Origin of the sequence: Rhodococcus sp. NPDC080181 (genome assembly GCF_040702225.1) — a bacterium.
In the GTDB taxonomy this organism is placed as follows: domain Bacteria; phylum Actinomycetota; class Actinomycetes; order Mycobacteriales; family Mycobacteriaceae; genus Rhodococcoides; species Rhodococcoides fascians.
The window spans coordinates 1-24777 of the sequence record NZ_JBFBKN010000040.1 but is presented as its reverse complement, the minus strand read 5'-3'; the positions used below and the strand labels follow the sequence as shown (position 1 = coordinate 24777).

The 24777-nt window shown below is 64.5% G+C and carries 23 protein-coding genes and 1 pseudogene; 10 read left to right on the top strand and 14 right to left on the bottom strand.

Annotated elements, in window-relative coordinates:
* Window positions 1-134 precede the first annotated feature (134 nt).
* Window positions 135-1922 (bottom strand): long-chain fatty acid--CoA ligase, encoded by a 1788-nt coding sequence (locus AB0O58_RS25540; RefSeq protein WP_032375182.1) that lies wholly within the window; start codon window positions 1920-1922, stop codon window positions 135-137.
* A gap of 277 nt (window positions 1923-2199) precedes the next feature.
* Between AB0O58_RS25540 and AB0O58_RS25535 the strand changes: the two genes are divergently transcribed.
* The 4 genes from AB0O58_RS25535 (at window position 2200) to AB0O58_RS25520 (ending at window position 7674) form a co-directional block, all read left to right on the top strand.
* Window positions 2200-4002 carry a DEAD/DEAH box helicase gene (locus AB0O58_RS25535; protein ID WP_032364895.1) on the top strand — a complete coding sequence of 601 codons (1803 nt, stop codon included), beginning with the start codon at window positions 2200-2202 and terminating at the stop codon, window positions 4000-4002.
* A 98-nt stretch (window positions 4003-4100) separates the two neighbouring features.
* The gene (locus AB0O58_RS25530; protein ID WP_027497997.1) at window positions 4101-4601 is read left to right on the top strand and encodes a 2Fe-2S iron-sulfur cluster-binding protein; all 501 of its coding nucleotides are present in this window, start codon (window positions 4101-4103) and stop codon (window positions 4599-4601) included.
* Window positions 4598-5611, top strand: coding sequence for a xanthine dehydrogenase family protein subunit M (locus tag AB0O58_RS25525; protein WP_032375183.1), 1014 nt, complete (start codon window positions 4598-4600; stop codon window positions 5609-5611). Before AB0O58_RS25530 ends, AB0O58_RS25525 begins: the two co-directional genes overlap by 4 nt.
* Complete coding sequence (locus AB0O58_RS25520; protein WP_032375184.1) at window positions 5608-7674, top strand: xanthine dehydrogenase family protein molybdopterin-binding subunit; 2067 nt, start codon at window positions 5608-5610, stop codon at window positions 7672-7674. The genes AB0O58_RS25525 and AB0O58_RS25520 overlap by 4 nt, the downstream gene beginning before the upstream one ends.
* A gap of 99 nt (window positions 7675-7773) precedes the next feature.
* Here the strand turns inward: AB0O58_RS25520 and AB0O58_RS25515 are convergent, their stop codons facing one another.
* From AB0O58_RS25515 to AB0O58_RS25495, 5 genes are all read right to left on the bottom strand, one after another.
* Entirely contained in the window at window positions 7774-8973 is a 1200-nt protein-coding gene (locus AB0O58_RS25515) for a DDE-type integrase/transposase/recombinase (protein ID WP_366238970.1), read from the bottom strand.
* Window positions 8974-9192: 219 nt separating this feature from the next.
* Entirely contained in the window at window positions 9193-9939 is a 747-nt protein-coding gene (locus AB0O58_RS25510) for an amino acid ABC transporter ATP-binding protein (protein ID WP_366238969.1), read from the bottom strand.
* Window positions 9936-11426 carry an ABC transporter permease subunit gene (locus tag AB0O58_RS25505; protein WP_080733432.1) on the bottom strand — a complete coding sequence of 497 codons (1491 nt, stop codon included), beginning with the start codon at window positions 11424-11426 and terminating at the stop codon, window positions 9936-9938. Before AB0O58_RS25505 ends, AB0O58_RS25510 begins: the two co-directional genes overlap by 4 nt.
* 39 nt (window positions 11427-11465) lie before the next feature.
* Window positions 11466-11948: a RidA family protein gene (locus AB0O58_RS25500; RefSeq protein ID WP_032371653.1), complete on the bottom strand. Its 483-nt coding sequence runs from the start codon at window positions 11946-11948 to the stop codon at window positions 11466-11468.
* A gap of 14 nt (window positions 11949-11962) precedes the next feature.
* Window positions 11963-12517 carry a histidine phosphatase family protein gene (locus AB0O58_RS25495; protein ID WP_027497992.1) on the bottom strand — a complete coding sequence of 185 codons (555 nt, stop codon included), beginning with the start codon at window positions 12515-12517 and terminating at the stop codon, window positions 11963-11965.
* A 78-nt stretch (window positions 12518-12595) separates the two neighbouring features.
* Between AB0O58_RS25495 and AB0O58_RS25490 the strand changes: the two genes are divergently transcribed.
* Both AB0O58_RS25490 and AB0O58_RS25485 read left to right on the top strand, forming a co-directional pair.
* Window positions 12596-13771, top strand: coding sequence for an acyl-CoA dehydrogenase family protein (locus AB0O58_RS25490; RefSeq protein WP_027497991.1), 1176 nt, complete (start codon window positions 12596-12598; stop codon window positions 13769-13771).
* 16 nt (window positions 13772-13787) lie between these two features.
* Window positions 13788-14915, top strand: coding sequence for an acyl-CoA dehydrogenase family protein (locus tag AB0O58_RS25485; RefSeq protein ID WP_032401298.1), 1128 nt, complete (start codon window positions 13788-13790; stop codon window positions 14913-14915).
* 69 nt (window positions 14916-14984) lie between these two features.
* On the opposite strand, the gene AB0O58_RS25480 is transcribed toward AB0O58_RS25485, so the two are convergent.
* Window positions 14985-15794 carry an alpha/beta hydrolase gene (locus AB0O58_RS25480; RefSeq protein WP_032375544.1) on the bottom strand — a complete coding sequence of 270 codons (810 nt, stop codon included), beginning with the start codon at window positions 15792-15794 and terminating at the stop codon, window positions 14985-14987.
* Window positions 15795-15952: 158 nt separating this feature from the next.
* On the opposite strand from AB0O58_RS25480, the gene AB0O58_RS25475 reads away from it, so the two are divergent.
* Window positions 15953-16864, top strand: coding sequence for a phosphodiesterase (locus AB0O58_RS25475; RefSeq protein WP_027497988.1), 912 nt, complete (start codon window positions 15953-15955; stop codon window positions 16862-16864).
* Here AB0O58_RS25475 and AB0O58_RS25470 read toward each other — a convergent pair.
* The 3 genes from AB0O58_RS25470 to AB0O58_RS25460 all read right to left on the bottom strand — a co-directional run bounded on the left by AB0O58_RS25470 (window position 16861) and on the right by AB0O58_RS25460 (window position 19555).
* Window positions 16861-18360: a stealth family protein gene (locus AB0O58_RS25470; RefSeq protein ID WP_027497987.1), complete on the bottom strand. Its 1500-nt coding sequence runs from the start codon at window positions 18358-18360 to the stop codon at window positions 16861-16863. The two genes, AB0O58_RS25475 and AB0O58_RS25470, sit on opposite strands and share 4 nt — an antisense overlap.
* A 153-nt stretch (window positions 18361-18513) precedes the next feature.
* Window positions 18514-18876, bottom strand: a complete 363-nt coding sequence (locus AB0O58_RS25465; protein WP_032375478.1) for a VanZ family protein — start codon at window positions 18874-18876, stop codon at window positions 18514-18516.
* A 10-nt stretch (window positions 18877-18886) separates the two neighbouring features.
* Entirely contained in the window at window positions 18887-19555 is a 669-nt protein-coding gene (locus AB0O58_RS25460) for a class I SAM-dependent methyltransferase (RefSeq protein ID WP_080733431.1), read from the bottom strand.
* 84 nt (window positions 19556-19639) lie between these two features.
* Between AB0O58_RS25460 and AB0O58_RS25455 the strand changes: the two genes are divergently transcribed.
* A complete protein-coding gene (locus AB0O58_RS25455) occupies window positions 19640-20113 on the top strand; it encodes a phosphoribosyltransferase (RefSeq protein ID WP_366238968.1) in 474 nt (157 codons plus the stop codon).
* A 1-nt stretch (window position 20114) separates the two neighbouring features.
* Here AB0O58_RS25455 and AB0O58_RS25450 read toward each other — a convergent pair whose 3' ends face one another.
* Window positions 20115-21149: an NADPH:quinone reductase gene (locus AB0O58_RS25450; RefSeq protein ID WP_366238967.1), complete on the bottom strand. Its 1035-nt coding sequence runs from the start codon at window positions 21147-21149 to the stop codon at window positions 20115-20117.
* A 97-nt stretch (window positions 21150-21246) separates the two neighbouring features.
* Here AB0O58_RS25450 and AB0O58_RS25445 point away from each other — a divergent pair, with 97 nt between their 5' ends.
* Window positions 21247-21756, top strand: coding sequence for a DinB family protein (locus AB0O58_RS25445; RefSeq protein WP_032364903.1), 510 nt, complete (start codon window positions 21247-21249; stop codon window positions 21754-21756).
* 3 nt (window positions 21757-21759) lie between these two features.
* Here AB0O58_RS25445 and AB0O58_RS25440 read toward each other — a convergent pair whose 3' ends face one another.
* Entirely contained in the window at window positions 21760-22254 is a 495-nt protein-coding gene (locus AB0O58_RS25440) for an SRPBCC family protein (RefSeq protein ID WP_283551016.1), read from the bottom strand.
* A complete protein-coding gene (locus AB0O58_RS25435; RefSeq protein ID WP_032375475.1) occupies window positions 22251-23075 on the bottom strand; it encodes an SDR family oxidoreductase in 825 nt (274 codons plus the stop codon). The genes AB0O58_RS25440 and AB0O58_RS25435 overlap by 4 nt, the downstream gene beginning before the upstream one ends.
* Before the next feature lie 101 nt (window positions 23076-23176).
* Between AB0O58_RS25435 and AB0O58_RS25430 the strand changes: the two genes are divergently transcribed.
* Window positions 23177-24238 carry an iron-siderophore ABC transporter substrate-binding protein gene (locus AB0O58_RS25430; RefSeq protein WP_366238966.1) on the top strand — a complete coding sequence of 354 codons (1062 nt, stop codon included), beginning with the start codon at window positions 23177-23179 and terminating at the stop codon, window positions 24236-24238.
* A 234-nt stretch (window positions 24239-24472) separates the two neighbouring features.
* On the opposite strand, the pseudogene AB0O58_RS25425 reads toward AB0O58_RS25430, so the two are convergent.
* Window positions 24473-24682, bottom strand: a pseudogene (locus tag AB0O58_RS25425) (HNH endonuclease signature motif containing protein); the annotation flags it as partial.
* Between the last annotated feature and the right edge of the window lie 95 nt (window positions 24683-24777).

Below are 24777 nucleotides of genomic sequence, written 5' to 3'. Positions count from 1 at the left end.
AACGCCTCGAAAAACCGCACCTTCAACCCAGCACATGCCACGATCCCCGCAACTCCCTCAAATCGAGGGTGTTGCGGGGATCGTTAGAACCCGCCTTGCTCGCGTCGGGCCCTTCGGCACTCGTGCTGGGCGATCTACGAGTAGATGGCCTCGATGTCGCTGCCACGTTCGGTGTGGATGATGTTGCGCTTGAGCTTCATCGTCGGGGTCAGCTCGCCGGTCTCGACGGTGAAGTCGTTCTCGAGGATCGTGTACTTCTTGATCTGCTCGGGGTTGGAGACCTTCTTGTTGGCCTCGGCCACGGCCTTGTCGATTTCGGCGACGAGGTCGGCGTTCTTCGACAGCTCCGAGAACGGGATGTCGGCAGCGAGGTTGTGGCGTTCGAGCCAGCCCGGCATTGCTTCGGGGTCGAGGGTGATGAGCGCACCGATGAACGGCTTGGCGTCACCGACGACGAGGCACTGGCTGATGATCGCGTTGGCGCGCAGCGCGTCCTCGAGCACCGCGGGGGCGACGTTCTTGCCGCCTGCGGTGACGATGATTTCTTTCTTGCGGCCGGTGATCGAGACGAAGCCTTCCTGGTCGATCGAGCCGAGGTCGCCGGTGTGGAACCAGCCGTCGACGATCGCTTCGGCGGTGGCCTTCTCGTTGTGCCAGTAGCCGCTGAACACCACCGGCCCCTTGAGCAGCAGTTCGCCGTCTTCGGCGACCTTGACCGCGTGGCCGTCGATGGGCTTGCCGACGGTGCCCACGCGCTGTTCCTTGGTGGTGTTGACGGTGACGGCCGCACTGGTCTCGGTCAGACCGTAGCCCTCGTAGACCGGTACCCCTGCGCCGCGGAAGAAGTGGCCGAGGCGAGCGCCGAGGGGGCCGCCGCCCGAGACCGCACGATCGCAGTTGCCGCCGAGCGCAGCCCGCAACTTGGAGTAGACGAGCTTGTCGAAGACGGTGTGCTTGAGGTTGAGGACCAGGCCTGCGCCGCCCTTCTCCTGGGCCTCGCTCCACTCGATGGCCGTCGCGGCGGCCTTGTCGAAGATGCTGCCCTTGCCGCCGTCGTGCGCCTTCTGCTTGGCCGAGTTGTAGACCTTCTCGAACACGCGCGGCACCGAGAGAATGAAGTTCGGCTTGAAGACGGCGAACTGATCCACCAGGGTCGATACGTCCGAGGTGTGACCGACGGTCACCTTGGACTCGAACGAGCCGAACGACACCGCGCGGGCGAACACGTGCGCCATCGGCAGGAACATCAAGGTGCGGTTGCCCTCGCGCATGGAGTCGTGCAGCGCGATCTGGGTGGCCTGGACCTCGGCGTAGAAGTTCGCGTGTGTCAGCTGCACACCCTTGGGGCGGCCGGTGGTGCCCGAGGTGTAGATCAGGGTCGCGGGGGAGGCGGCAGTGACCTGGTGTCGACGGGTATGGACGTCCTCGTCGCTGACTCCTGCGCCGCGCGTGGTCAGCTCGTCGATGGCTCCGGCGTCGATCTGCAGTACCTCACGCAGGTCGGCGGCCCCGTCGGTGACGTCCTTCAGGTTCGAGACGTGAGACGCGGTCTCGACGATCAGCAGCTTGGTCGCGGAGTCCTCGAGGATCCACTGCGCCTGATCGGGCGACGAGGTCTCGTAGATCGCGACGGTGCACCCGCCGGCGGTCCAGATGGCGTAGTCGAGGACGACCCACTCGTAGCGGGTCGCGCTGAGGATCGCGACGCGGTCGCCGAGTTCGACGCCCGACGCGATCAGGCCCTTGGCCACGGCGGTGACCTCTTTGGCGAACTGACCCGCGGTGACGTCGGTCCAGGTGCCGTTCACCAGGCGCTGGAACGGGACGAAGTTCGGTGATTCCTTCTCGTACCGGAAGACGGTGTCGGCCATGGATGCGTCGTCGGGAATGGTGAATGACGCCGGCACAGAATATTCGCGCACTGCTGGACCCCTTACGGATAAATAGCGTGGTAGTTGTGCATTTCATCACACCCGAGTCCGTAACGCACCACCGAGGTTGTCCGCTTTGTGAATTTTCGGTCGTTTTTCGGGGGAGGTGAGTGTGACTCGGGGTACAACATAACGGTGTCCGGTCGTGTGTCTCCGTCGGGTCGCCCTCGCAGGGCCGCGTGTGCGTGCCCCCATCACCGCTGTTTTCGTCACCTGATCAGCGCAGAAGGAGTCGCGGGGGCCGGGCAGGTACTAAACTCGGGTGTATATGAGCACTTCAGAATCTGATCAGGATGCCGCCGTGACGTCTGACGAGACGAGTTCGTCCCCTCCCGTCCACGCAGGTGAGTCTTCTTCGACAGCGGATGACGACATCACTTTTGCCGATCTCGGAATAGACGAGCGGGTCCTGAAGGCCCTGCGCGACGTCGGATACGAGAGCCCGTCGCCCATCCAGGCGGCCACCATTCCGCCGTTGATGGCGGGTAACGACGTCGTCGGCCTCGCGCAGACCGGCACGGGTAAGACCGCCGCGTTCGCGGTGCCGATCCTGTCTCGTCTCGATGTCTCGCGTCGGACGCCGCAGGCCTTGGTGCTGGCACCGACCCGCGAGCTGGCGCTGCAGGTGGCCGAGGCGTTCGGCAAGTACGCCACCCACATTCCGGGTCTGCACATTCTGCCCATCTACGGCGGTCAGGCGTACGGGATCCAGTTGTCCGGCCTGCGCAAGGGTGCCCAGATCATCGTCGGCACCCCGGGCCGTGTGATCGACCACCTCGAGAAGGGCACGCTCGACCTCTCCGGGCTCGAATACCTCGTGCTCGACGAGGCCGACGAGATGCTCAAGATGGGGTTCCAGGAGGACGTCGAGCGCATCCTCTCCGACACTCCCGAATACAAGCAGGTCGCGTTGTTCTCGGCCACGATGCCGGCCGCGATTCGCAAGATCTCGAAGCAGTATCTGCACGACCCGGTGGAGATCACCGTCAAGACCAAGACGTCGACGGCACCGAACATCACCCAGCGGTACGTGCAGGTGGCGCATCAACGCAAGCTCGAGGCGCTCACTCGAATCTTCGAGGTCGAAGAGTTCGAGGCCATGATCATGTTCGTGCGCACCAAGCAGGCCACCGAAGAGCTCGCCGAGAAGTTGCGCGCACGGGGATTCTCCGCCGCCGCGATCAACGGCGACATCGTGCAGGCACAGCGTGAGCGCACCATCGGCCAGCTCAAGAACGGCCAGATCGACATTCTGGTGGCCACCGACGTTGCGGCTCGTGGTCTCGACGTCGACCGCATCTCGCACGTCATCAACTACGACATCCCGCACGACACCGAGTCCTACGTACACCGCATCGGCCGTACCGGCCGCGCGGGTCGCGCCGGTCAGGCTCTGCTGTTCGTCGCGCCCCGGGAGCGTCACCTGCTCAAGGCCATCGAGCGCGCGACGCGGCAGCCCATCACCGAGATGCAGCTCCCCAGCGTCGACGACGTCAATGCGCAGCGCGTGACGAAGTTCAAGGACTCCATCACCGAGAGCCTCGGCAACGAGAATCTGGCGCTGTTCCGCCGTCTCATCGAGGACTACGAGCGCGAGCACGACGTGCCTTTGGTCGACATCGCAGCAGCTCTGGCCATCCAGTCGCGCGACGGCGAAGCCTTCCTGCTCAAGCCCGAGCCGCCTGCCCCGCCGCGGGCACCCCGCGAGCCTCGTGAGCCGCGGCCACCGCGGACGTTCGACGAGGATGCGGCCAGCTCGCATCACCGCAAGACCGGCCAGGAGATGGCGACGTACCGGATCAGCGTCGGTAAGCGTCATCACGTTGCTCCCGGTGCCATCGTCGGTGCCATCGCCAACGAAGGCGGTCTGCGTCGAAGCGACTTCGGGCACATCAGCATTCGCCCCGACCATTCGCTGGTCGAGTTGCCTGCCGACCTCGCCGACGAGACAGTCGAGGCGTTGCGTCGTACCCGCATCAGCGGTGTGCTGATTCAGCTGCAGCCCGATTCCGGTCCTCCCGGACGTAGCGGCGGACCGCGCGGCGGCGGAAAGTTCAAGGGCAAGCGCTAGCACCACGTGCGCGGAACTTCGTAGCCTGCTACGAAGTTCCGCGCACGACCCGCCGGCTCGAGCGTTTGATGGCTCAGGCCCCGGGTATCCGCACGTGCATGACCAACGTCACTCTGCGTGTCAACGGAACCGATCGTGAGATCGACTGCGACACTCGATCCACTCTGCTCGACGCACTTCGCGAGAACCTGGATCTCGTCGGGGCCAAGAAGGGGTGCGACCACGGTCAGTGTGGTGCCTGCACCGTCCTGGTCGACGGCCGGCGAATCAACAGTTGCCTCACGTTCGCCGTCGCGCAGGTCGGGCGCGAGATCACCACCGTCGAGGGACTGTCCGACGGCGACACTCTGCATCCCGTACAGCAGGCTTTCGTCGATCGTGACGCCTTTCAGTGCGGGTACTGCACGTCCGGGCAGATCTGCTCGGCGGTCGCGGTGATCGAGGAGGCAAAACAGGGCTGGCCCAGTGCGGTCACGGAAGACCTCGAGGCCACCGATGTCGAACTCGACTCCGGCGAAGTGCGCGAGCGAATGAGCGGCAACCTGTGCCGCTGCGGTGCGTACGCGAACATCGTTCCCGCAGTGCAGGACGCGTCATGAAAACATTCGATTATCGAACCGCCACTGCGGTCGACGACGCTCTCGAACGCCTGGCGGGGGACGAGAACGCGATGTTGCTCGGTGGCGGCACCAATCTGGTCGATCTGATGAAGCTGGGTGTGGCGGCACCATCGGCGTTGATCGATGTCACGCGATTGCCGCTGCACGACATCGACGTCGCCGACGACGGAGCGTTGCGGATCGGATCCGGGGTGTCCAACAGTGATCTCGCGGTGCATCCGGTTGTCCGCCAGCGGTATCCGGTGCTCTCGCGGGCAGTGCTGTCCGGGGCCTCGGGCCAGCTACGCAACATGGCCACCACCGGTGGAAACCTGTTCCAGCGCACCCGATGCGTCTACTTCATGGACGCATCCAAGCCGTGCAACAAGCGCGAACCCGATTCGGGTTGTCCGGCACGTAACGGCGAGCATCGAAACCTCGCCATTCTCGGTGCGTCGGAGGCCTGCGTGGCGACGCATCCGTCCGACATGGCCGTTGCGCTTTCGGCTCTCGACGCGCGCATCGTCGTTCGCGGAGTCGACGGTGAACGGAAACTCGAGATGGACGAGTTCTACCGATTGCCCGGCGATGATCCGACGCGAGACAACACTGTCGCCCGAGACGAGATCGTCACCGCCATCGAAATTCCGAAGGCTGCCGACGGCACTGTCTCGACGTATCGGAAGGTACGGGACAGGCAGTCGTACGCGTTCGCGGTCGCGTCGATCGGCGCTGTGCTCGACGTCGAGGACGGAATCGTACGTGGGGTGTCGATCGCGCTGGGCGGCGTTGCGCACCGACCGTGGCGGGCCCGAACCGCCGAACATGCATTGCTCGGAACCGCTCCCGACGAGGCGTCGTTCCGGGCTGCGATCACCGAGGAGCTGCACGCAGCAGAGCCGTTGCGAGACAACGCCTTCAAAGTTCCGCTGGTGACAAACCTGGTGACGCGCACTCTGGTGGAATTGGCAGAGCTGGGCACACACGAAGAGTTGGGAGATCGGTCATGACGGCATCGATCGGCCAGTCGATTCAGCGCACCGAGTCCGTCGACAAGGTCACCGGCCGAGCGCGCTACGCGGCCGAGCAGCCGCCGATCGCCGGCCAGGTGTACGCCTGGTACGTGCCCGCGACGGTTCCCGTCGGGACGGTCGAGAACGTCGAACTCGCTGACGGGGGCCCGTCGGTCCACGCGCTCCTGTGGCACGGCAACGCCGAGAAGTTGGGCGACGTGGAAGATGCGGAACTACATGTGCTGCAATCGAATTCCGTTGCTTACCGCGGCCAGATCGTGGCCGTCGTTCTGGCCGAAACCCTCCAGGATGCCCGCGCGGCTGCCGCCCGAGTACAGGTGCGTTACGCCGACGTTCGCTCACCCGACAACACCCTGAGCGCCGATCACAGCTCGCTGTATGCGCCCGAGTCCGTCAACGCTGGGTTCCCCACCGACGTCACGGTCGGTGATCCGGACGCTGCATTGACGACGGCCGAGCACGTCGTCGACAACTGGTACTCGACGGCTCCGATGCACAACAGTCCGATGGAACCGCACGCCACCACGGCGCAATGGTCCGATGGTGTGCTGACGGTCTGGGATTCGACGCAGGCACCGTCGGGCGTTCAGGGCGATCTCGCCACGGCGTTCGGGCTCGAACCCGAGAACGTTCGTGTGATCGCAGAGAACGTCGGCGGAGGCTTCGGAGCGAAAGGCAGTACACGGCCCAACGCGGTTCTCGCTGCGATGGCGGCGCGAGCAACCGGCAAGACCGTCAAGCTGGTCCTGCCGAGGCAGGCCCTGTTCGATGTGGTCGGATACCGCACCCCGACCCTCAATCACGTTCGGCTCGGTGCAGATTCGGGTGGCAGGCTGCAGGCCATCGCTCACGATTCCTTTCAGCAGACCAGCACGATCTTCGAGTTCTGCGAGCAGACGTCGGAATCGACCCGGCACATCTATGCCTCGCCCAACCGCGCCACAACGCATCGCCTCGCGTCGCTGGATGTCGGCACCCCGCGCTGGATGCGAGCCCCGGGTGAGGCACCCGGCATGTTTGCCGTCGAGACGGCGATCGACGAATTGGCAACGGCCACCGGAATCGATCCGATCGAGCTCCGGATCCGCAACGAACCCGACGTCGATCCCGCGAGTGGGAATCCGTTCAGCTCCCGCAGTGTGGTGCAGTGCCTGCGCGAGGGTGCCGAGAAGTTCGGCTGGGATCGTCGAGACTCCACGCCGGGCCGACGCCGAGAAGGCAACACTCTGCTCGGAATGGGCGTCGCCACAGCGAGTTACCCGGTGCTGATCTCGCCGAGTACCGCGGCGGCTCGCGTCGAGCAGGACGGCACGATCACGGTGTCCGTCGCTGCATCCGACATCGGAACCGGTGCGCGGACCGTGCTGCGACAGATTGCCGCCGATGCGCTCGAGGTCGACGCGGATGCCGTCACACTGGAACTGGGCGACAGCGCTCTGCCCAAGGCCCCCGGTGCCGGTGGATCCTCGGGCACCTCCTCCTGGGGCTGGGCGGTCACCAAGGTCTGCACCGCGTTGCGGGACCAGGGACCGTTGCAGCCGGGTAACTCCGCCGAGGCCGATACAACCGACGACGTCGAAGCCCAGAAAGAGTTGGCGCGCATGGCGTTCGGTGCCCAGTTCGCCGAGGTGGCAGTCGACGTCGACACCGCTGAAGTACGCGTGCGCCGGATGCTGGGGGTGTTCGGCATCGGGAAGGTGATGAATCCACGACTGGCCCGGTCGCAGCTCATCGGCGGCATGACGTTCGGACTCGGAATGGCGTTGATGGAGAGCGGCGTCGTCGATCACGAATTCGGCGGCTTCGCCAACCACGACCTCGCCGAGTACCACATCCCGGCCTGTGCGGACGTCACCGATCTCGAGGCCGTGTGGATCGAGGAGGTCGACACCGAGCTCGCACCGATGGGCGGTAAGGGAATCGGTGAGATCGGTGCGGTGGGCTCGTCGGCAGCCATCGGCAATGCGGTCTACAACGCCACCGGCGTCCGAGTCCGCGACCTACCGATCACCCTGGACAAGGTGCTACCGCACCTCTAGAGCGTCGTCGCCGCATGTGAGTGGAAACTCGACCCCTGCTACGTGTGCTGTCTTGATACATGTGGGACACGGGTGTCTCGATACATGTGAGACACGATTCTAGGCTGCGGGGCGGTGGAGTTGTCCTTGGTAGCGCTTGTCGATGTTCAAGTGCAAGTGGCCGAGGACTTCTCCGCTGGCCGTGTAGGTGGTGATGTGGTTGCCGTCGCGCAGGACGGTCACGCGAGTGTGTGCGTGGGGCCGTCCGACCGAGATCGTGTGGTCGCCGACGGAGATCACGCCGGAGCCGGAGACGGAGTGGGTACCGACTGTGGCGTCGACCTGGGCGGGTAGGTGCTGCGGACCGCCCAAGGTTGCAGCGCCGTTCCATGCCTGCTGCGGGGGCATGTTCACGGCACTGTGGCGGCGGTCGTTGTTGTAGAACTTCTGGTAGCGGTTGCACGATGTCTGCAACTCGGCGGTCGTGGCGGGCCGGGTGGGTTGGTCGGTGAGCCACTGTTTGAAGGTGCGGTGGTGGCGTTCGACTTTGCCGTTGGTCTGCGGGTGGTACGGGCTCGAGTGAATGAGGCGGGCACCGGAATCGGTGACGAACGCGCCGAACTTCGAGCGGCCCTTCGACGCGGTCGCGCAGAATGCCATTCCGTTGTCGGACAACACGATTGCCGGTACTCCGTAGTCGGTGAACGCTCTGCCGATGGCGGCGATGGCTCCGGCGGTGGTCTCGGCGTGGCAGACGTACGTCGCGACGAGGGTGCGGGTGCAGTCGTCGAGAACTTCGAAGACGGTGGCTTTGCCGCCGCCGGAGAGTACGACTTCGGTGGCGTCGATCTGATAGCAGTCACGGGGTCGGGCGTATTGGAACCGGCGGTAGGACGATTTGGGTCGCTTCTTGGGTTCCGGGGTCACCAGGCCGTGGCGGGTGAGGATGTTGTTGATGGTCGATCGGGCCGGGACCTTCCAGCCTTTGCCGGCCCAATCATGTTCGGCGGCAATCTTGGTCAGCTCGTAGCGGATGTTGTCGGCACCGTTGTCGCGGCCCAATTTGCCGCGGAGCGCGATGATGCGGGCTTCGATGGTGTCGGGGGTGCGTGTCGGGCTCGAGCGGGGCCGGCGGGAGTCGAGTTCCCACCGGCCCCGTTCTCGGATCCGGGCGGCGTGACGGTTGGCGGTACTGCGGGAGAGCCCGTGGTCGGCGCAGAAGCCTGACAGGCCTCGTTCGTCGAAGACGTCGGCTCCCTCGATGATCCATGCGGTCAAGGTGGCATCGAGCAGGTTCATCCGGGCATCCGATCTGGCCATGGATTACTCCATAGCCGGTCACAGTGCCCCGCAGCATCATCACAGCCCGTGTGTCACATGTCCGTGGACATCTCGTGTCTCATATGTCCCCAGACTGAACACGACCCCTGCTACGAAGTTCCACTCACATGCCTCGATGGATTCGTTCCGCAGGCTCCACTCACCTGCCTCGACGGATTCGTTCCGCAGGCTCCACTCACAGAAGGGGGCGCAGCCCCTCTACGCCAGAATCCGCTGCAGGAATTGGCGGGTGCGGGGCTCGGTCGGATTCGCGAGAACCTGCTCGGGCGCACCACGTTCGACGACGACGCCGTTCTCGAGGAACAGCACCTGATCGGCCACCTGCTGGGCGAAGCGGATCTCGTGGGTGACGATCACCATCGTCCATCCTTCGGCGGCAAGGCCCTTGATGACGCCCAGTACTTCGCCGACCAGTTCGGGGTCGAGTGCGGAGGTCGGCTCGTCGAACAGCATCAGTTTGGGGCGCAAGGCGAGGGCCCGGGCGATTCCGACGCGTTGCTGTTGGCCGCCGGAAAGCTGGAACGGGTACTGATCGGACTTGGCGTCGAGACCGATCTGGTCGAGGATCGCGTGTGCGTCGCGAGTGGCGTCGTCCTTGGCCCGTTTCTGGACGATCACCGGTCCCTCGATGATGTTCTGCAGCACGGTCTTGTGAGGAAACAGATTGTGGCTCTGGAACACCATGCCGCTCTGCGCGCGGAAGTGGCGCAGTCGCGCGGCGTCCACGGGCTCGGCGAAGTCGACCGACACGTCGCCGATGCGGATCAGGCCGGCATCGGCTCGGTCGAGAGCATTGAGCGTTCGCAGCACTGTGGTCTTGCCGGAGCCGGACGGCCCGATGATGACGGTGACGGTGCCCGACGGCACGGTGAACGAGACGTCCTTCAATACTTCGATCGGTCCGAACGATTTCTTCAGTGCGGATACTTCCAGCAGGTCTGTCATTTCGCCACGTACCTGTCGAGTCGGACTTCGAGTTTGCCTTGGAAGAACGAGAGAATTATGCAGATCACCCAGTAGTACAGGGCGGCAACGGAGTACAGCGTGAAGAAGTCGAACGTCGGAGCCGCCGCCAGCTGCGCGACGCGCAGCAGTTCGGTCACCAGGATGGTCGATGCCAGCGAGGTGTCCTTGACCAGCGAGATCAATGTGTTCGACAGCGGCGGCACGGCGGTGCGCAGTGCCTGCGGAAGCACGATGCGCTGCAACGTGGTTCGGTATCCCATGCCGATCGTCTGCGCGGCTTCCCACTGGCCCTTGGGCACGCTCAGTATCGCAGCGCGAATGACTTCGGCCGCGTAGCCGCCGACATTGAGCGAGAACGCCACGACCGCCGCCGGAAACGGCGAGATCACGATGCCGAACTGCGGCAGGCCGTAGAAGATGATGAACAGCTGCAGCAGTAGGGGAGTGCCGCGAATGATCGAGACGTAGAACCGGGCCACTGCGGCGAGGGGCTTGATCGACGAGATCCGGGCGAGTGCCACGGCCAGCGCGATGACCAGTCCCACAACGAAACTGACGGCGGTCAGCGGGATCGTCATGGTGACCGTCGCCTTGAGCATCGGCCACAGGTTGTCGAGTACCAACTGCATCTTCGACGGCGCAGTGGTTCCTGCGTCCTCGCTCACCGGTGCCGCGGTGTCGGCGGTCGGTGCCGCGACGTCGCTGCCGAAGTACTTCTTCGAGATCTCGGCGATGGTGCCGTTGTCACGGAGGGTGTCGATGGCCGCGTCGACCTCGTCCATCAGGCCACTGTTCTTGCGGGCCACGAAGGACTGCAGCGTCGTGTCGCCCGTGTTTCCGGAGACCCGCACTCCCGTGTCGCCGGTCTGCTGCAGGTATTCCGCGATGGCGAGCGAGTCGTTGACGGTGGCGTCCACCCGGCCGTCCTTGACGAGGGCCACCGCTTGGACGAATCCCTCGACCGCCTCGACGTTCGCGCCCGCGTCGGCAGCGACCTCGGCCCAGTTGCTCGTCGACGATTGGGCGGTGGTCTTGCCGGCCAGATCGGCTGTCGAGGTGATCGTGGTGTTGTTCGCGGCGGTGAGAATCTGGCCTTCGGACACCGTGTAGGGCTTGGACAGGTCGTAGGCCGACTGCCGGGCGGGGGTGATCGACACCTGGTTCGCGATCAGGTCGAAGCGTTGCGATTGCAGGCCGGCGAAGATCGAGTCGAAGGGGGTTTGCACGAAGTCGACGCGGACGCCCAGTTCGTCGCCGACCGCGTTGATGACGTCGATGTCGTAGCCGGTGAGTTGGCCGTCCCCGCCCTGATAACTGAACGGGCTGTACGTGCCCTCGGTGCCGACGACGAGTACACCGTCGTCGCGCACTCGGTCCAGGAGGGATTGCGACGACGAACTACACCCGGACAATCCGAGTATGCCGATCAGAATCGCGACCAGAACCAGAGTGGATCTGCGCACCATCTAGGCCTGCTTTCGCTGTAATGACGAGTGGAGAAAAACCTACCCGTCGATCTCCAGTTCCGCTGACACGACGACGGTGTTGTTCATCGGCAATGCGGCCGCTCCCAGCGCAGTCCGCGCATGCGCACCGACCTCGGGTCCGAAGATCGCCAACACCAGATCGGAGAACCCGTTGACGACGGTGGTGGTCTGAGTGAAGCCGTGATCGGCGTTGACCGAGCCGGTGACGGTCAGCCACGCGCTGATTCGATCGAGATCTCCGATGGCACGGGCGAGGCTGCCCAATACCGCGAGGGCGGTGTCACGCGCGGCGTCGGTGGCGGCGTCGAGGTCGACTTCGGACGGCACCGCACCGAACGGACCGGCGAGGGTTCCGTCCGGTGCGAGCGGCGAATGACCCGAGACGAAGACGCGGTTGCCGCGCACGCGAACCCAATCGAAGGAGAACTCGAATCCGGGTGGTGCGCTCGGTTCACCGGGCAGCTCGAAGCCGAGTTCGGCGATGCGACGTTCGATCTCCATGGACGAAAATCCTGTCAGACCGCAACGCCGTTGATGGTGCGAACCGTCCATCGGGTGCCGTCGTGTTCGAGTGTGGACACACCGGCGTTGAGTATGCGGGGTGAGTGTCGTCGACGGATGGCGTCGAAGATGGCTCGTATGACGCCACCGTGGGCCACGGCGATCACCGCGGAGTCGGGGTAGCGCGAGGCGATCTCGTCGACGGCTCGCACGCCCCGGACGATCAGATTCGATCGTGGCTCGAGGCCCGGGTATCGCCCGTCCGGCCAATGCGAGTACGCGTCCCAGTCGGTGAATCCCTCGGCGTCACCGAAGTGACGCTCGGCAAGATCCGGGAATTCGGCGGTTCGGTTCAGACCGAGATGGGTCCCGATGATGTCGGCGGTTTCTGCGGCTCTGACCAGTGGCGAACTGACCAGGTGATCCCACGTACGGAACTCCAGTTCGTAGCCTGCCTCGCGGGCCTGAGCTCGTCCGGTGTCGTTGAGAGGGATGTCCGAAGAGCCCTGCAGGCGGCCGTGCAAATTCCAGTTCGTTTCACCGTGCCGAACCAGCGCCAGAAAAGTCATAGTGAGCGGAGAATATCCCAGAGTTACCAGGGAGTACGGTCGATACCGAGATAAGCGAACGAGCACGGAGGATTGTCGATGAATCTTGCCCTGACAGAAGAAGAGGCCGCGTTCCGCGACGAGATGCGGACGTTCTTCACCACGAAGATCCCCGCCGAGATTCGCGAGAAGAACGCGACGGGTCAGGAGTTGAGCAAGGACGAAGTGGTCACGACCATGCGAATCCTGAACGAGAACGGACTGGCAGTACCGCACTGGCCTGCGGAGTTCGGTGGCCGCGACTGGTCTGCGGTCCAGCGTCACATCTGGCTCGACGAAATGCAGCTGGCCTCGGTACCCGAGCCGCTGGCGTTCAACGCGTCGATGGTGGGCCCGGTCATTGCGACGTTCGGGTCGCAGGAGATCAAGGAGAAGTTCCTGCCGAAGACGGCGAACCTCGACATCTGGTGGTGTCAGGGGTTCTCCGAGCCCGAGGCCGGTTCGGATCTCGCCTCGTTGCGTACCACCGCCATTCGGGACGGTGACGACTACATCGTCAACGGCCAGAAGACGTGGACCACTCTCGGCCAGTACGCCGACTGGATCTTCGCGTTGGTACGCACCAACCCCGATGCACCGAAGAAGCAGGCCGGAATTTCGTTCCTGCTCATCGATCTGAACACCCCCGGCATCGAGATGCGTCCCATCAAGCTGGTCGACGGCAGCGTCGAGGTCAACGAGGTGTTCTTCGACAACGTCCGCGTCCCGGCCGAGAATCTCGTGGGCGAGGAGAACCAGGGCTGGAGCTACGCGAAGTTCCTGCTCGGCAACGAGCGCACCGGCGTCGCCCGCGCCGGGCACACCAAAGTTCGACTGGGACAGGCGAAGAAGCACGCGGCGCAGACGAAGGTCGGCACCGGGACGCTGCTCGAGGATCCACTGTTCGCGGCCAAGCTGGCCGAGGTGGAGAACGAACTGCTCGCCCTCGAGCTCACCCAGTTGCGGATGGTCTCGAGCTCGGACGACGGCAAGCCGAACCCGGCATCGTCGATTCTGAAGCTGCGGGGTTCCGAATTGCAGCAGACCACAACCGAATTGCTGATGGACATCGCCGGGCCGGACTCCTTGCCCTACGAGGCAGGCGAGGACATCGAGAGCGACGGTTGGGCGCAGCGGTCGGTACCGAACTACCTCAACTATCGCAAGGTCTCGATCTACGGCGGCTCGAACGAGGTTCAGCGCACCATCATCGCGTCGGCGATTCTCGGACTGTAAGGGAGCATCTGAAGACATGGATTTCGAACTCAACGAAGAGCAGAAACTGCTGCGCGACACCACCCGTGAGGTTCTCTCGCGCGCCTACGACACCGAGAAGCGCAACAAGATCGTGGCCGGTGAGCTGGGGTGGAGCACCGACGTCTGGAAGCAACTGGCCGAGGTCGGTCTGCTGGGTCTGACGTTCAGCGAGGACGACGGCGGTATGGACGCCGGTCCCGTGGAGATCATGGCGGTCATGACCGAGGTCGGACGACGGCTCGCGCCGGAGCCCATTCTCGACGCCGTTCTCGTGCCCGGCGGGCTCATCTCCGAGCTCGGCTCAGCCGATCAGCGCAAGCGACTTCTGCCACCCGTGGCCGAGGGCTCGTCGATGTTGGCGTTCGCGCACAACGAATCCCGCAGTCGCTGGCCCAACGTCGAGGTCGCCACCACGGCGACCGAGGACGGTGGATCGTGGTCGATCAGCGGCGTCAAGAACCCGGTTCCGCACGGCGGCAGCGCTGACGTCATCGTCGTCAGTGCCGTGCTTCCCGGCGGTGGAACCGGATTGTTCGTCGTCGACGGCGACGCGACCGGGCTGACCCGCAAGTCGTACGCCACCCACGACGGGCAGCGCGCCGCGCAGATCGAATTCTCCGACGTTGCTGCAGAACCGCTGGGTTCGGCCGAGAACGCAGCCGCTGCGATCACCGGTGCCGAGGTGCGCGCACAGGCCGCACTGTGTGCCGAGGCAGTGGGAGCAATGGAGGAGGCGCTGCGGCTGACCACCGATTACCTCAAGCAGCGCAAGCAGTTCGGGGTTCCGCTGGCCAAGTTCCAGGCGCTCACCTTCCGTGCGGCGGACATGTACGTGCTACTCGAGCTGGCCCGCAGCATGAGCCTCTACGCCACGATGTCGTTGGCGGACGGCAATGTCGACACGACCATCGCCTCGCGCGCCAAGCTGCAGATCTCGCGTTCCGGTCGCAAGATCGGCCAGGAGGCAATTCAGCTGCACGGCGGAATCGGCGTCACGGCCGAATATCCCGTCGGGCACTACACCAGTCGGCTCGTTGCCATCGAGCACACTCTCGGTGGGGCCGACGAGCACCTGCGCATCCTGTCGGACAAGGTCGCCGATCACGACCTCATCGGAATCTGATCCGGTAAAAGGATACGGGCCCGGCCACCTCGTCCAGGTGGTCGGGCCCGTTCTCGTCTGTCGGACGCGTCAGCTACCCGAATCCGCCTGTACCACAAGGTCGGCCACAGCTGCGGGGTTGGAAACCAGAATCGCGTGCGAGCCCGGAACCTCGGTCACCCGGGCCCCGGCCCGCTGCGCCATGAACCGCTCGGCAGAGGTCGGGATGATCTGATCCTGCTGGGGGATCAGCGCCCACGACGGGGTGTGCGCCCAGGACGGCGGACCGCTCGGTTCGAGCAAGGCACCGGCAGCGATGGTCTTCTGGTGAGCGGCCATGCGGGCGGCCTGCTCCTCGGTGACGTCGGGGGCGAAGAACGGACGGAACAGCGCGGGCGTGATGTACGAGTCGACGTTCTTGCCGATCAGGTTGGTCGAATCGTCGACGATCGACAGCCCGATCACGGGTGGGACCAGAGCCGTCACGGGGAATCGGAACGGGTCGAGTTCGAGGGCGACGGGTTCGCCTTCGACCGGCATGAACGCCGCGACGTAGACCAGAGCCTCCACGTTGTCCGCGTGCACGTTGCTGATCACCGTGCCGCCGTAGGAATGGCCGACCAGCACCACGGGCCCGTCGATGTTCTCGACGACGTCGGTCACCGAGGCCGCATCGATCGCGGGGCCGCGCAGTGAGTTCTCGGCGGTGACGACGGGGTAGCCGCGGCCGCGTAAGTTGGCCGCGACACCGTCCCAGCTGGTGCTGTCGGCGAAGGCACCGTGCACGAGGACAACGGTCGGCAGGCCCTGCGCAGCGGCCGGAGCCACCCCGATCCCGAGCATCGTGCCCACGGTCAGTGCCGCGGCTGCGAGCAGGGAGGTCCACTTGGAAGACGTCATGTTCTCAACCTGCCACACGCCAGGAGTTTCCACGGTGTTCACCGTCCGGATTCGACCAGCTTTTTCTCAGTGAACGCTCGTATGCTTGGCTTGTGGCAGTGGCGTTCGCCCGACCGGGTGATCGTGAAACGGTAGGTCCGATCGTGAGCGAGAGTTCGATGAAGTCTCGGATGGCCGAGTACCCACGTCCCCATCACTGCTTGTTGCACATCAGCGACACGCATCTCGTCGACGGCGGCGGTCGCTTGTACGGCGGCGTGGACAGTGAGTTGCGGCTCGAACAAGTGATGACCGATGTTCGGAACTCGGGGGTGCGGCCCGATGCGTTGGTGTTCACCGGTGATCTGACGGACAAGGGCGAGGCGGGTGCCTACGAGAAGCTCCGCGCTCTGGTCGAGCCGGTGGCCGAGGAGCTCGGCGCGCAGATCGTCTGGGCGATGGGCAATCACGACGACCGCGCGACGTTCCGTCGGACCCTGCTCGACGCGGAACCGAGCGGGCAGTCCATCGATCGCGTGCACGACGTCGACGGTCTTCGCATCGTCACCTTGGATACGACGGTCCCCGGAAAGCATCACGGTGAGCTCGCCGACGAGCAATTGGCTTGGCTCGCAGACACTCTCGCAACCCCTGCCGAGTTCGGCACGATTCTGGCGATGCACCACCCGCCGGTACCGACCGTGCTCGATCTCGCAGTTCTGGTCGAGCTCATCGATCAGCCGCGCTTGGCGGACGTACTGCGCGGCAGCGACGTGCGATCGATACTCGCAGGGCATCTGCACTATTCGACGACAGCGACGTTCGCGGGCATTCCCGTCTCGGTCGCGTCGGCCACGTGCTACACCCAGGATCTCAACGTCCCCGCCGGCGGGTTACGCGGTCGCGACGGAGCCCAGGGCTACAACCTGGTTCACCTCTACGACGACACCGTCGTCCATTCGGTGGTACCGACGGGCTCGTACGACACTGTGGGAGAGGCAGTGTCGGCAGAGGAGACCGCGCGTCGGCTCGATGCAGCGGGAGTGACCATTGCCGACAGCGCCCGTCGGAAGTTGTTCAGCGACGCCTAGTTCTGGGTGCGTTCCCACGGCGCGACGATGGGGAAGTACTTGTCCAGGAACTGCGTCACGGTGCGCGTGCGCAGATCGAGGTCGACCTCCGGGAAGCTGCCGTCGTTGAGGCAGAAGAAGTCGACCGATCGCTTGGGCAGCAGCTTCTCCATCAACTCGAGACCCGCGACGGACGTGGTGTCGATGTACCGGACCTTCGCGTCCTTCTGGACCACGGCGCGTCCGCTCATCAGCGCGTAGTAGTGGTACAGCGAATTCGTGACCGAGATGTTCGTACTCGCGCGGAATGCACTGGCAGCGGTGGAGGCGAACTCGTCGGGGAACTCGTTCTCCATTTCCTGCATCACGCTGCGGCGCAACGGCGTTGCCGCATGCTCGAGGTGCCGGGTGGTTGTCATCCCGAAGCGGTCCTGCAGGATCCGACGGTTCACGCGTGCCGCGTTCTCGAAGCCGCTGCGGTCGGCGTCGCTGTAGCCCAATCCGATTCGCGTCGTCGCCTCGATGAACATGCTGATTCCGCCGGGGGAGAAGAACATCGACGGGCTGACGGGGCGACCGAAGAACATGTCGTCGTTCGAGTACAGGAAGTGCTCGGACAACCCGGGGATGTGGTGCAGCTGGCATTCGACGGCCTGCGAATTGTGCGTCGGCAGTACGGAGGTATCGACGAAGAACGCCTCGCTCGGCACGAACGTCACCTTGGGATGGTCGGCGAGCCACGCCGGCCTCGGTGAGTCGGTGGCAACGAAGATGCGCCTGATCCACGGCGCGTACAGGTGAATCGACCGCAGTGCGTACTTCAGCTCGTCGATCTGCCGGTACCGGGCGGCCGAATCGTCGCCCTCGCCGACGACGTAGTTCGCCATCCGACGAGCGCGTTGGGCCTGGAATTCCGCGGACGAACCGTCGACCCACGAGAACACGATGTCGATGTCGAAATTGATGTCCGACGCGTGGTCGGCGAACATGTTCTCGATGGTCGGCCAGGTTCGGCCGAAGCGCTCGACGGTGCCGCGGACGGCCTCGTCGGGCCGAATGTTGCGGCGCGTGAGCGAGTTCTCGATCGGCAGCACGATCTCGGACGGTGAGAACGACCACAGCTCGATCTGCACCGCGGTCGATGCGCCGTAGTAGAGCCCGCTGAACGGCTCGACACGTGGACGGTAGAGCCGCACGATGCGCGCGTTCGACGACGGCGACAAGGTGCCGTCGGCTACCAGTACCGCTTTTCCGCGGGCGTCGACGGTCTTGGAGTAGAACGGCTCGGCGCGGCAGGCATGCACCAGCGCCGTGGTCAATGCCTCGCGAGCGGCCAGTTCTATGGCGATGACGGGACGCTCGTCGTTGCCACGCACCAGTAGGTACTTGATCCGCGCGGCGTCGAGCACGGCGCGCACGAACAGCAGATCTTCGACCATCGCCTGGTGCGGGGTGGTCGAGGTGATGGTCAGTGCGTAACGGCCGTCGTGGCTGACGACGTCGGACCGTTCGCTCAAGCGCGCGGCGGCGGCGGCGGATTCTCGGGTGACGGCATCGTTGGTCTCGTGCTCCGGTGGAACGAGGTAGATATCGTGCGGGGCAGAAGACGAGGTGATGACGTTCCTTCCGGAGTGTTCGCGCTGGCCGAGGAACCCCGGTGCCGTCTCAGTCTAGTGCAGGTGCGGTGCCTTTCGGACGCGCTGCGGTAGAACCCTGCTCGCTGCGACCAGGCCCAGTGCGATACCGACGGCGTCGGCGAGTGCGTCGGCCGCCGATCCGGAGCGACCGAGCGGCAGGAGCGCCTGCAGGAACTCCGACACCACTGCGAACGCCGACACCCACAGTGCGGTGCTGACCCAGCCGACGCCGGCGAGTCGGGAGGTGTAGGCGAGAGCAGCGAACAGGATGCAATGAATGATCTTGTCGCTGTGCTGAAAGCCGGACGGCACCCCGGACGCGGGGGTGAAGAGAACGATCAGCGCGACGACGAACGTGACGGCCAGGGGAATTCGGTACGTCGACTGCGAGATCACTGCGAAGAGTTTACCGGCGCTGCAGCACCACCACTGTGTCGATTCGCTCGTCGCCGTCCGGCGTCGTCCGGGTGCGGTGTTCGGCGTGGATCACCTCGAACCCGTCGCCCGCCGCAGCGACGACCGGTTCCGGTGCGAACAGTCGGTGCTTGGCCGGATGCTGCGAGGCGTGGCTGTCGCTGGGACTGTGCCCGACGATCAGTAGACGGCCCTTCGGCGCGACCGCCGCGGCGAACCTGCGGGTGGTCAGTTCCAATTCGTTCGGCGGCACCTGCAAGAAGTGCACCGACACCAGATCGAACGCCGCGGCCGGGGGAGTCCAGTCCAGTACGTCTTCCTGACGCCAATCCACCGCGAGCGTCTGTGGCCCGAGTGCCTGCTGTGCGGCGCGAGCGCGGCCCAGGGCCACATCGGAGATGTCGACGCCGGTCACGTTCCATCCTTCGCCGGCCAGCCAGAGTGAGTCGGCACCTTCACCGCAGCCGATGTCCAGGGCGCGGCCCGGAATCAGCTCGGACGCTTCCTGTACCAACACGGCGTTGGGATTTCCGCTCCAGATGGTGGTGCGTTGGTTGTAGAGGTTGTCCCAGAACGATTCGTCGAAGGCGCCGTTCTCGAAATCGGGTTCTGGGTGGGTCGGGTCGGCGGGATGCGTGTGAGCAGGTGTGTGGTCGGCCATGGTTCGAGACTGCCCGCTGTCGTCCGTGAGCGCAAACAAATTTGCTCATTCGGCAAAAATCAGTTTTGGGTAAGGTAATCCGTCATGACCGAACCGGAATGCGAAGTACTGACGTGGGAGACCTTCGGAGACGCCTCGCGCGATCTGACGAAGAAGATCGTGGGCGACGGGTTCGTTCCGGACATCGTCATCGCGATCGCCCGCGGCGGACTCATCCCTGCCGGTGCCATCTCCTACGCCATGGGCGTCAAGGCTGCCGGCACCCTCAACGTCGAGTTCTACTCCGATATCGAAGAGACTTTGCCCGATCCTGTTGTGCTCGAACCACTTCTGGATACCGACGCGATCGTCGGCAAGAAGCTGCTCGTCGTCGACGATGTCGCCGATTCCGGCCGCACCCTGGCGCTGGTGATCGATCTACTGAAGGCGCACACGGCCGACGTGCGGTCGGCCGTGATCTACACCAAGCCCAGAACCATTGTGCAGCCGGACTACTCGTGGCGAGAGACCGACAAGTGGATCAATTTCCCGTGGTCCACATTGCCGGTCATCACCTGAATTATTCGCTGGAGACGTCGATCAGCACCTTGCCGACGGTTCCGTTCTCCACGGCGTCGTGTGCGGCCGCGGTCTCGCTCAGCGGGAAGCGGTGCAGTGGCAGGCCGGTGGCTTCGCCCACTTCCAGCACACCTGCTGCCGCCGCCGCGCTGACGTCCGCCTCGGCGTTGCGCAGAGCCTCGTCGCCCACGGTGTAGAGCAGCACGAACTGGTAGCGAGTGTTGAGCACCATGTTCGGCCGGACGTCGAGGGTGATGGTGTCGCCGCCGTTGTTGGCGTAGACGGCTACGGATGCTCGGTTCGCTCCCACGGCCGCGTTGAGTGCGACGTTCTGTGCGGGAGCGACCTCGACCACCAGATCGATTCCGCCGGGCACCAATTCGCGGATGTCAGCGGCGGCGTCTCCGGTCTTGTAGTTCACCACGTGGTGCGCGCCGGCAGCGGTGGCCAGTGCGCCCTTCTCCGGTCCGCTGACGGTCGTCACCACGGTCGCGCCTGCCCAGCGGGCCAATTGGATCGCGGCATGGCCGACGGCACCGGCACCACCGGCGACGAGTACCGACTTGCCTTCCAACGCGCCGGGATGCAAGCGAGACGGGCCGTCCTCCGACACCGTCAGTGCGCGGTGTGCCGTCATCGCGGGTACGCCGAGGCTCGCGCCGACGTCGAAGCTGACGCCGTCGGGGAGAGGAACGACTCGTGATGCGGGAAGGTTGGTGAACTTCTGCGCCGTTCCGGTCGGACGCTGATGCTGGGCCAGGTACACCCAGACTCGATCTCCTACGGCCAGCCCCTCGACGTCAGGGCCCACGGCGTCGATCACTCCGGCACCGTCCTGGTTCGGAACCACCTCGTCGAACGCCAGCTTCTCGCCCGGTCCGGAACCGGTCCTGTTCTTCCAGTCCGTCGGATTGACGCCCGAGACCACGACGCGCACGCGCACTTCGCCTGCGGCAGGCTCGGTCACCTCGCGATCTTTCGGTTCGAGGACGGACGAATCGCCGGTGCGGGTGTACACAATTGCTGGAGAAGTCATACCGGGTTCAACGCGCCTGGAGGGCCCCGATGTTCCCTTCGAGGCAATCGGGGTATGCATGACTGGCTATCAGTGCTCGACGAAAGAGGCGTACTCGATGAACCACAACGACCTGCTGACCGACGCATTCGGTCGAATCAAGGAACTCGTTCACTCGGTGTTGGACGACATCCCCGCTGCCGCGTTGACCTATCGGCCCGACGCCGATGCCAACAGCATCGCGTGGTTGCTGTGGCACCTGACGAGGGTGCAGGACGACCACATCGCGGGTGTGGCCGGGAGCGAACAGGTCTGGACGTCGGACTCTTGGTTCGAGCGTTTCGGATTGCCGTTCGACAAGTCCGACATCGGGTACGGCCAATCGTCCTCCGACGTCGCTCGGGTCACCTCGAGCGCCGAGTTGTTGCGCGAATACCACGACGCCGTGCACTCGAAAACCGTTGCGTACCTGAGCGGTATCTCGACCGACGATCTGGACCGAATCGTCGACGAGAACTGGGATCCGCCGGTCACGTTGGGTGCGCGCCTGGTGTCCGTGGTCTCCGACGACCTTCAGCATGCCGGGCAGGCGTCGTACGTTCTCGGCCTGTACACCCGGCAGGCATAGTCGTCAGGCGTAACGCTTCTGCAGGTTCTCCAGCGTCTTTCGGATGTTGCGACGCTGGAACTGCGGGAACGTCTTGCCGCTGGTGACGATCTTGTCGAACACGAGCGCCAGGGCATCGGGCCATTTTGTTCTGTCGTCGGTCCAGGTTTCGGTGACCTTTGTGCCGCCCGCGACTGGCTCGAAGTCGTATCGCCAGGTTGCGTTAGCGCCCTTGATCTTCGGAGCGCTCTTACCGATGGCGTGGACGCGGAACTCGAAGGTCTTGCCCGGGTCGGCTGCGGTCACGGTGCAGCGAGTGATCCACTTCGCCCGGCCGCGCTTGTTGGTTCCGTCGAATACCATTCCCACGTAGGCGCTCTCGCGGGAATCGTGCACAGTGGCACCGGTATTTTCGGGACTCCACTGGCCCATCTTGGTGGGGTCGCTGATCGCAGCGTAGAGGGTGTCGGCGTCGGCGTTGACAACGACGCTGTCGGACACCGTGAACTCGCGGCTCATGAGGATGCGCCGTTCTTCAGGCCTGGATGAATACGAGTGAGCATGGGCACCAACAATGTTCGCGGGGTGATCTGGGCAAAGATCGATCCGATGCGGTTGGCGGGCCCGGGGATCGACACCATCCGTCCCTTGTCCATGTCGTCGACGGCGGTCTTGGCCACCGTTTCTGCCGACACCCACATGATCGATGGCAGTGCCTTCTCGGCGTCGTCTTTCGCGAAGCCCGCGGCCTCGCCGAAACCGGTCTGCACCGGTCCTGGGCACAGCGCGGTGGCGGTCACGCCGGTTCCGCGCAGTTCTCCGGTCAGAGACTGGGTGTAGGAGAGAACGAACGCCTTGCATGCGCCGTAGCCCGCCTGGCCGGGAAGCGGCTGGAACGCGGCGGTGGAGGCCACGTTCAGCAGAGCTCCGCGTCGTCGCTCGGTCATGCCGGGGAGGAAGCGAGTGCAGAGATCGGCGACGGCAACCACGTCGACCTCGATCATGTTCATCTCTGCTTCGGGGTCGGATTCGACGACCGGGCCGAGCGTCGACAGCCCGGCGTTGTTCACCAGGATGTCCGGTATCAGTCCGAGTTCGGTGATGCGCCCGAGCAATTCGGCGCGGGCGCTGCGATCGGACAGGTCTGCTGCGAGCACCTCGGCGCGAACTCCCCGCGAGCGGAGTTCGTTCGCAAGCTCGTCGAGCTTGTCGGCGCGGCGGGCGACGAGGGTGACTCCGTGACCTCGGGAGGCGAGTTCGCGAGCGATTGCGGCACCGATTCCGGAAGACGCTCCGGTCACGACGGCAGTCCGGTCGGGTGCGGGGCGAGGAAGGCTCATGCCCCCACCGTAGCGAACGCCCGCTGTGCAGCGCATTTGAATCCGGATGAGAGGTTAGCCTAGGGTTACTTTAAATTCCCTTTGCTTGTCGAAAGGTAACCATGTTCTTTGTTTCACCGACCGGCCGACGGACTGCTCGCCGCGCAACCCTGCTGTCCGCGCTCACGGTGTCGGCCCTTGTGGTCGGCGCGTGTTCGAGTACCGATACCGCGGAGGAACCACAGGCGGGCAGCGACTTCGCGGCCGTCACCATCGATTCGGCGTTGGGTCAGGCCATCATCACCGAGAAGCCGGAGCGCATCGTGACGCTCGGGCAGGGTTCGGCAGAGACGGCGATTGCGCTGGGTACAGTCCCGGTGGGCGTCGAGGAGTATTCCTGGGGTGCCGACGACACCGGCTACCTCCCGTGGGTGCACGACGCGGTCACCGAGTTGGGTGCCGAGCTTCCCCAGCAGTTCACGGGCGGAACCGAATTGAACATCGAGGCCGTCGCGGCTCTCGAACCGGATCTGATTCTGGCACCGTGGTCGGGCGTCACGCAGGATCAGTTCGACAAGCTCAGTGCCTTCGCCCCGGTGGTCGCATACGAGGAGAAGCCGTGGACCACGACGTGGCAGGACCAGATCACCGTCATCGGCAAGGCCATGGGCGAGGAGCAGAAGGCGGCCGAGGAGATCGACAAGATCGAGAACCGCTTCGCCGACGCTGCCGCCCAGCACCCCGAGTACGCGGACGTGAGTTTTTCGTACATCTACAACACCGGCCCCGGAACGCTCGGAGTGTTCCTCGCCGACGAGCAGCGCGTCGCGATGGTGCGCGGACTCGGGCTGCAGGTCGATCCGGTGGTGAACACGCTCGACGAGACCGAGGGCACCGACTCATCGGTCATCGGGTTAGAGAATGCCAATCTGCTGAACGATTCCGACCTGATCTTCACCTTCTACTCGGATCCCCAGAATCGCACCGACACCGAGAATCAGCCTGCGTACAAGCAGATTCCGGCCGTGTCCCGTGGGTCGGTCGTTGCGCCGACGGATCAGTCCTTCGTCACCGGGTCGTCGATCATCAACCCGCTGACAGTGCCGTGGGCACTCGAACGATACGTGCCGATGATCGACGAGGCGGTCGCGAAGGTCGACGCCGGCATGTCTTCGACCAATTGAGCGCAGCGGGACAACATGGTCTCGACTCCACGCGACTCGGGCACACCGCCGAACGTCCACGGTCGATCTGGCAGCCTGTGTTCCGATGACCTGGCGGCCGTAGCCTGAACAGTGCTTGAAGTTGTGTTGCATCACTGCGGTGACGGCATACTCGACTCACTCGAATTAATCTGTCGAACAATCTCTTCCAGCCCCGCACCGTGTTTTCGGTGCGGGGCTGGTGCGTTTGCGCGGCTATGCGATGTGAGGGCCTGCTCGGGCGTGGGATTGTCTCGGTTGTCGGTAGGGGTCGACCGTGGCGGGTGGGACGAACCACGGGTGGTTATCGGTGCCGATGAACACTTCCCAGTCACTGTGGTGGATGAGTCGGTGGTGGAATCCGCAGAGTAAGACGAGGTTGTTCATGTCGGTGGGTCCGCCGTCGGTCCAGTGCCAGATGTGGTGCAATGCCGTTAAGTTACGCCGATACGATAACGCGACACGCGGTGTAGATGTACTTTTAAAGTTGCGGTTTTCGTAGAATTAACTGGTGGACGAAA

What these genes read in the sequence shown, in the direction of transcription:
- AB0O58_RS25535 (WP_032364895.1), top strand. Translation starts at nt 2,200, where the DNA reads ATGAGCACTTCAGAATCTGATCAGGATGCCGCCGTGACGTCTGACGAG.
- AB0O58_RS25530 (WP_027497997.1), top strand. Translation starts at nt 4,101, where the DNA reads ATGACCAACGTCACTCTGCGTGTCAACGGAACCGATCGTGAGATCGAC.
- AB0O58_RS25525 (WP_032375183.1), top strand. Translation starts at nt 4,598, where the DNA reads ATGAAAACATTCGATTATCGAACCGCCACTGCGGTCGACGACGCTCTC.
- AB0O58_RS25520 (WP_032375184.1), top strand. Translation starts at nt 5,608, where the DNA reads ATGACGGCATCGATCGGCCAGTCGATTCAGCGCACCGAGTCCGTCGAC.
- AB0O58_RS25515 (WP_366238970.1), bottom strand. Translation starts at nt 8,973, where the DNA reads ATGGCCAGATCGGATGCCCGGATGAACCTGCTCGATGCCACCTTGACC.
- AB0O58_RS25510 (WP_366238969.1), bottom strand. Translation starts at nt 9,939, where the DNA reads ATGACAGACCTGCTGGAAGTATCCGCACTGAAGAAATCGTTCGGACCG.
- AB0O58_RS25505 (WP_080733432.1), bottom strand. Translation starts at nt 11,426, where the DNA reads ATGGTGCGCAGATCCACTCTGGTTCTGGTCGCGATTCTGATCGGCATA.
- AB0O58_RS25500 (WP_032371653.1), bottom strand. Translation starts at nt 11,948, where the DNA reads ATGGAGATCGAACGTCGCATCGCCGAACTCGGCTTCGAGCTGCCCGGT.
- AB0O58_RS25495 (WP_027497992.1), bottom strand. Translation starts at nt 12,517, where the DNA reads ATGACTTTTCTGGCGCTGGTTCGGCACGGTGAAACGAACTGGAATTTG.
- AB0O58_RS25490 (WP_027497991.1), top strand. Translation starts at nt 12,596, where the DNA reads ATGAATCTTGCCCTGACAGAAGAAGAGGCCGCGTTCCGCGACGAGATG.
- AB0O58_RS25485 (WP_032401298.1), top strand. Translation starts at nt 13,788, where the DNA reads ATGGATTTCGAACTCAACGAAGAGCAGAAACTGCTGCGCGACACCACC.
- AB0O58_RS25480 (WP_032375544.1), bottom strand. Translation starts at nt 15,794, where the DNA reads ATGACGTCTTCCAAGTGGACCTCCCTGCTCGCAGCCGCGGCACTGACC.
- AB0O58_RS25475 (WP_027497988.1), top strand. Translation starts at nt 15,953, where the DNA reads ATGAAGTCTCGGATGGCCGAGTACCCACGTCCCCATCACTGCTTGTTG.
- AB0O58_RS25460 (WP_080733431.1), bottom strand. Translation starts at nt 19,555, where the DNA reads ATGGCCGACCACACACCTGCTCACACGCATCCCGCCGACCCGACCCAC.
- AB0O58_RS25455 (WP_366238968.1), top strand. Translation starts at nt 19,640, where the DNA reads ATGACCGAACCGGAATGCGAAGTACTGACGTGGGAGACCTTCGGAGAC.
- AB0O58_RS25450 (WP_366238967.1), bottom strand. Translation starts at nt 21,149, where the DNA reads ATGACTTCTCCAGCAATTGTGTACACCCGCACCGGCGATTCGTCCGTC.
- AB0O58_RS25445 (WP_032364903.1), top strand. Translation starts at nt 21,247, where the DNA reads ATGAACCACAACGACCTGCTGACCGACGCATTCGGTCGAATCAAGGAA.
- AB0O58_RS25440 (WP_283551016.1), bottom strand. Translation starts at nt 22,254, where the DNA reads ATGAGCCGCGAGTTCACGGTGTCCGACAGCGTCGTTGTCAACGCCGAC.
- AB0O58_RS25435 (WP_032375475.1), bottom strand. Translation starts at nt 23,075, where the DNA reads ATGAGCCTTCCTCGCCCCGCACCCGACCGGACTGCCGTCGTGACCGGA.
- AB0O58_RS25430 (WP_366238966.1), top strand. Translation starts at nt 23,177, where the DNA reads ATGTTCTTTGTTTCACCGACCGGCCGACGGACTGCTCGCCGCGCAACC.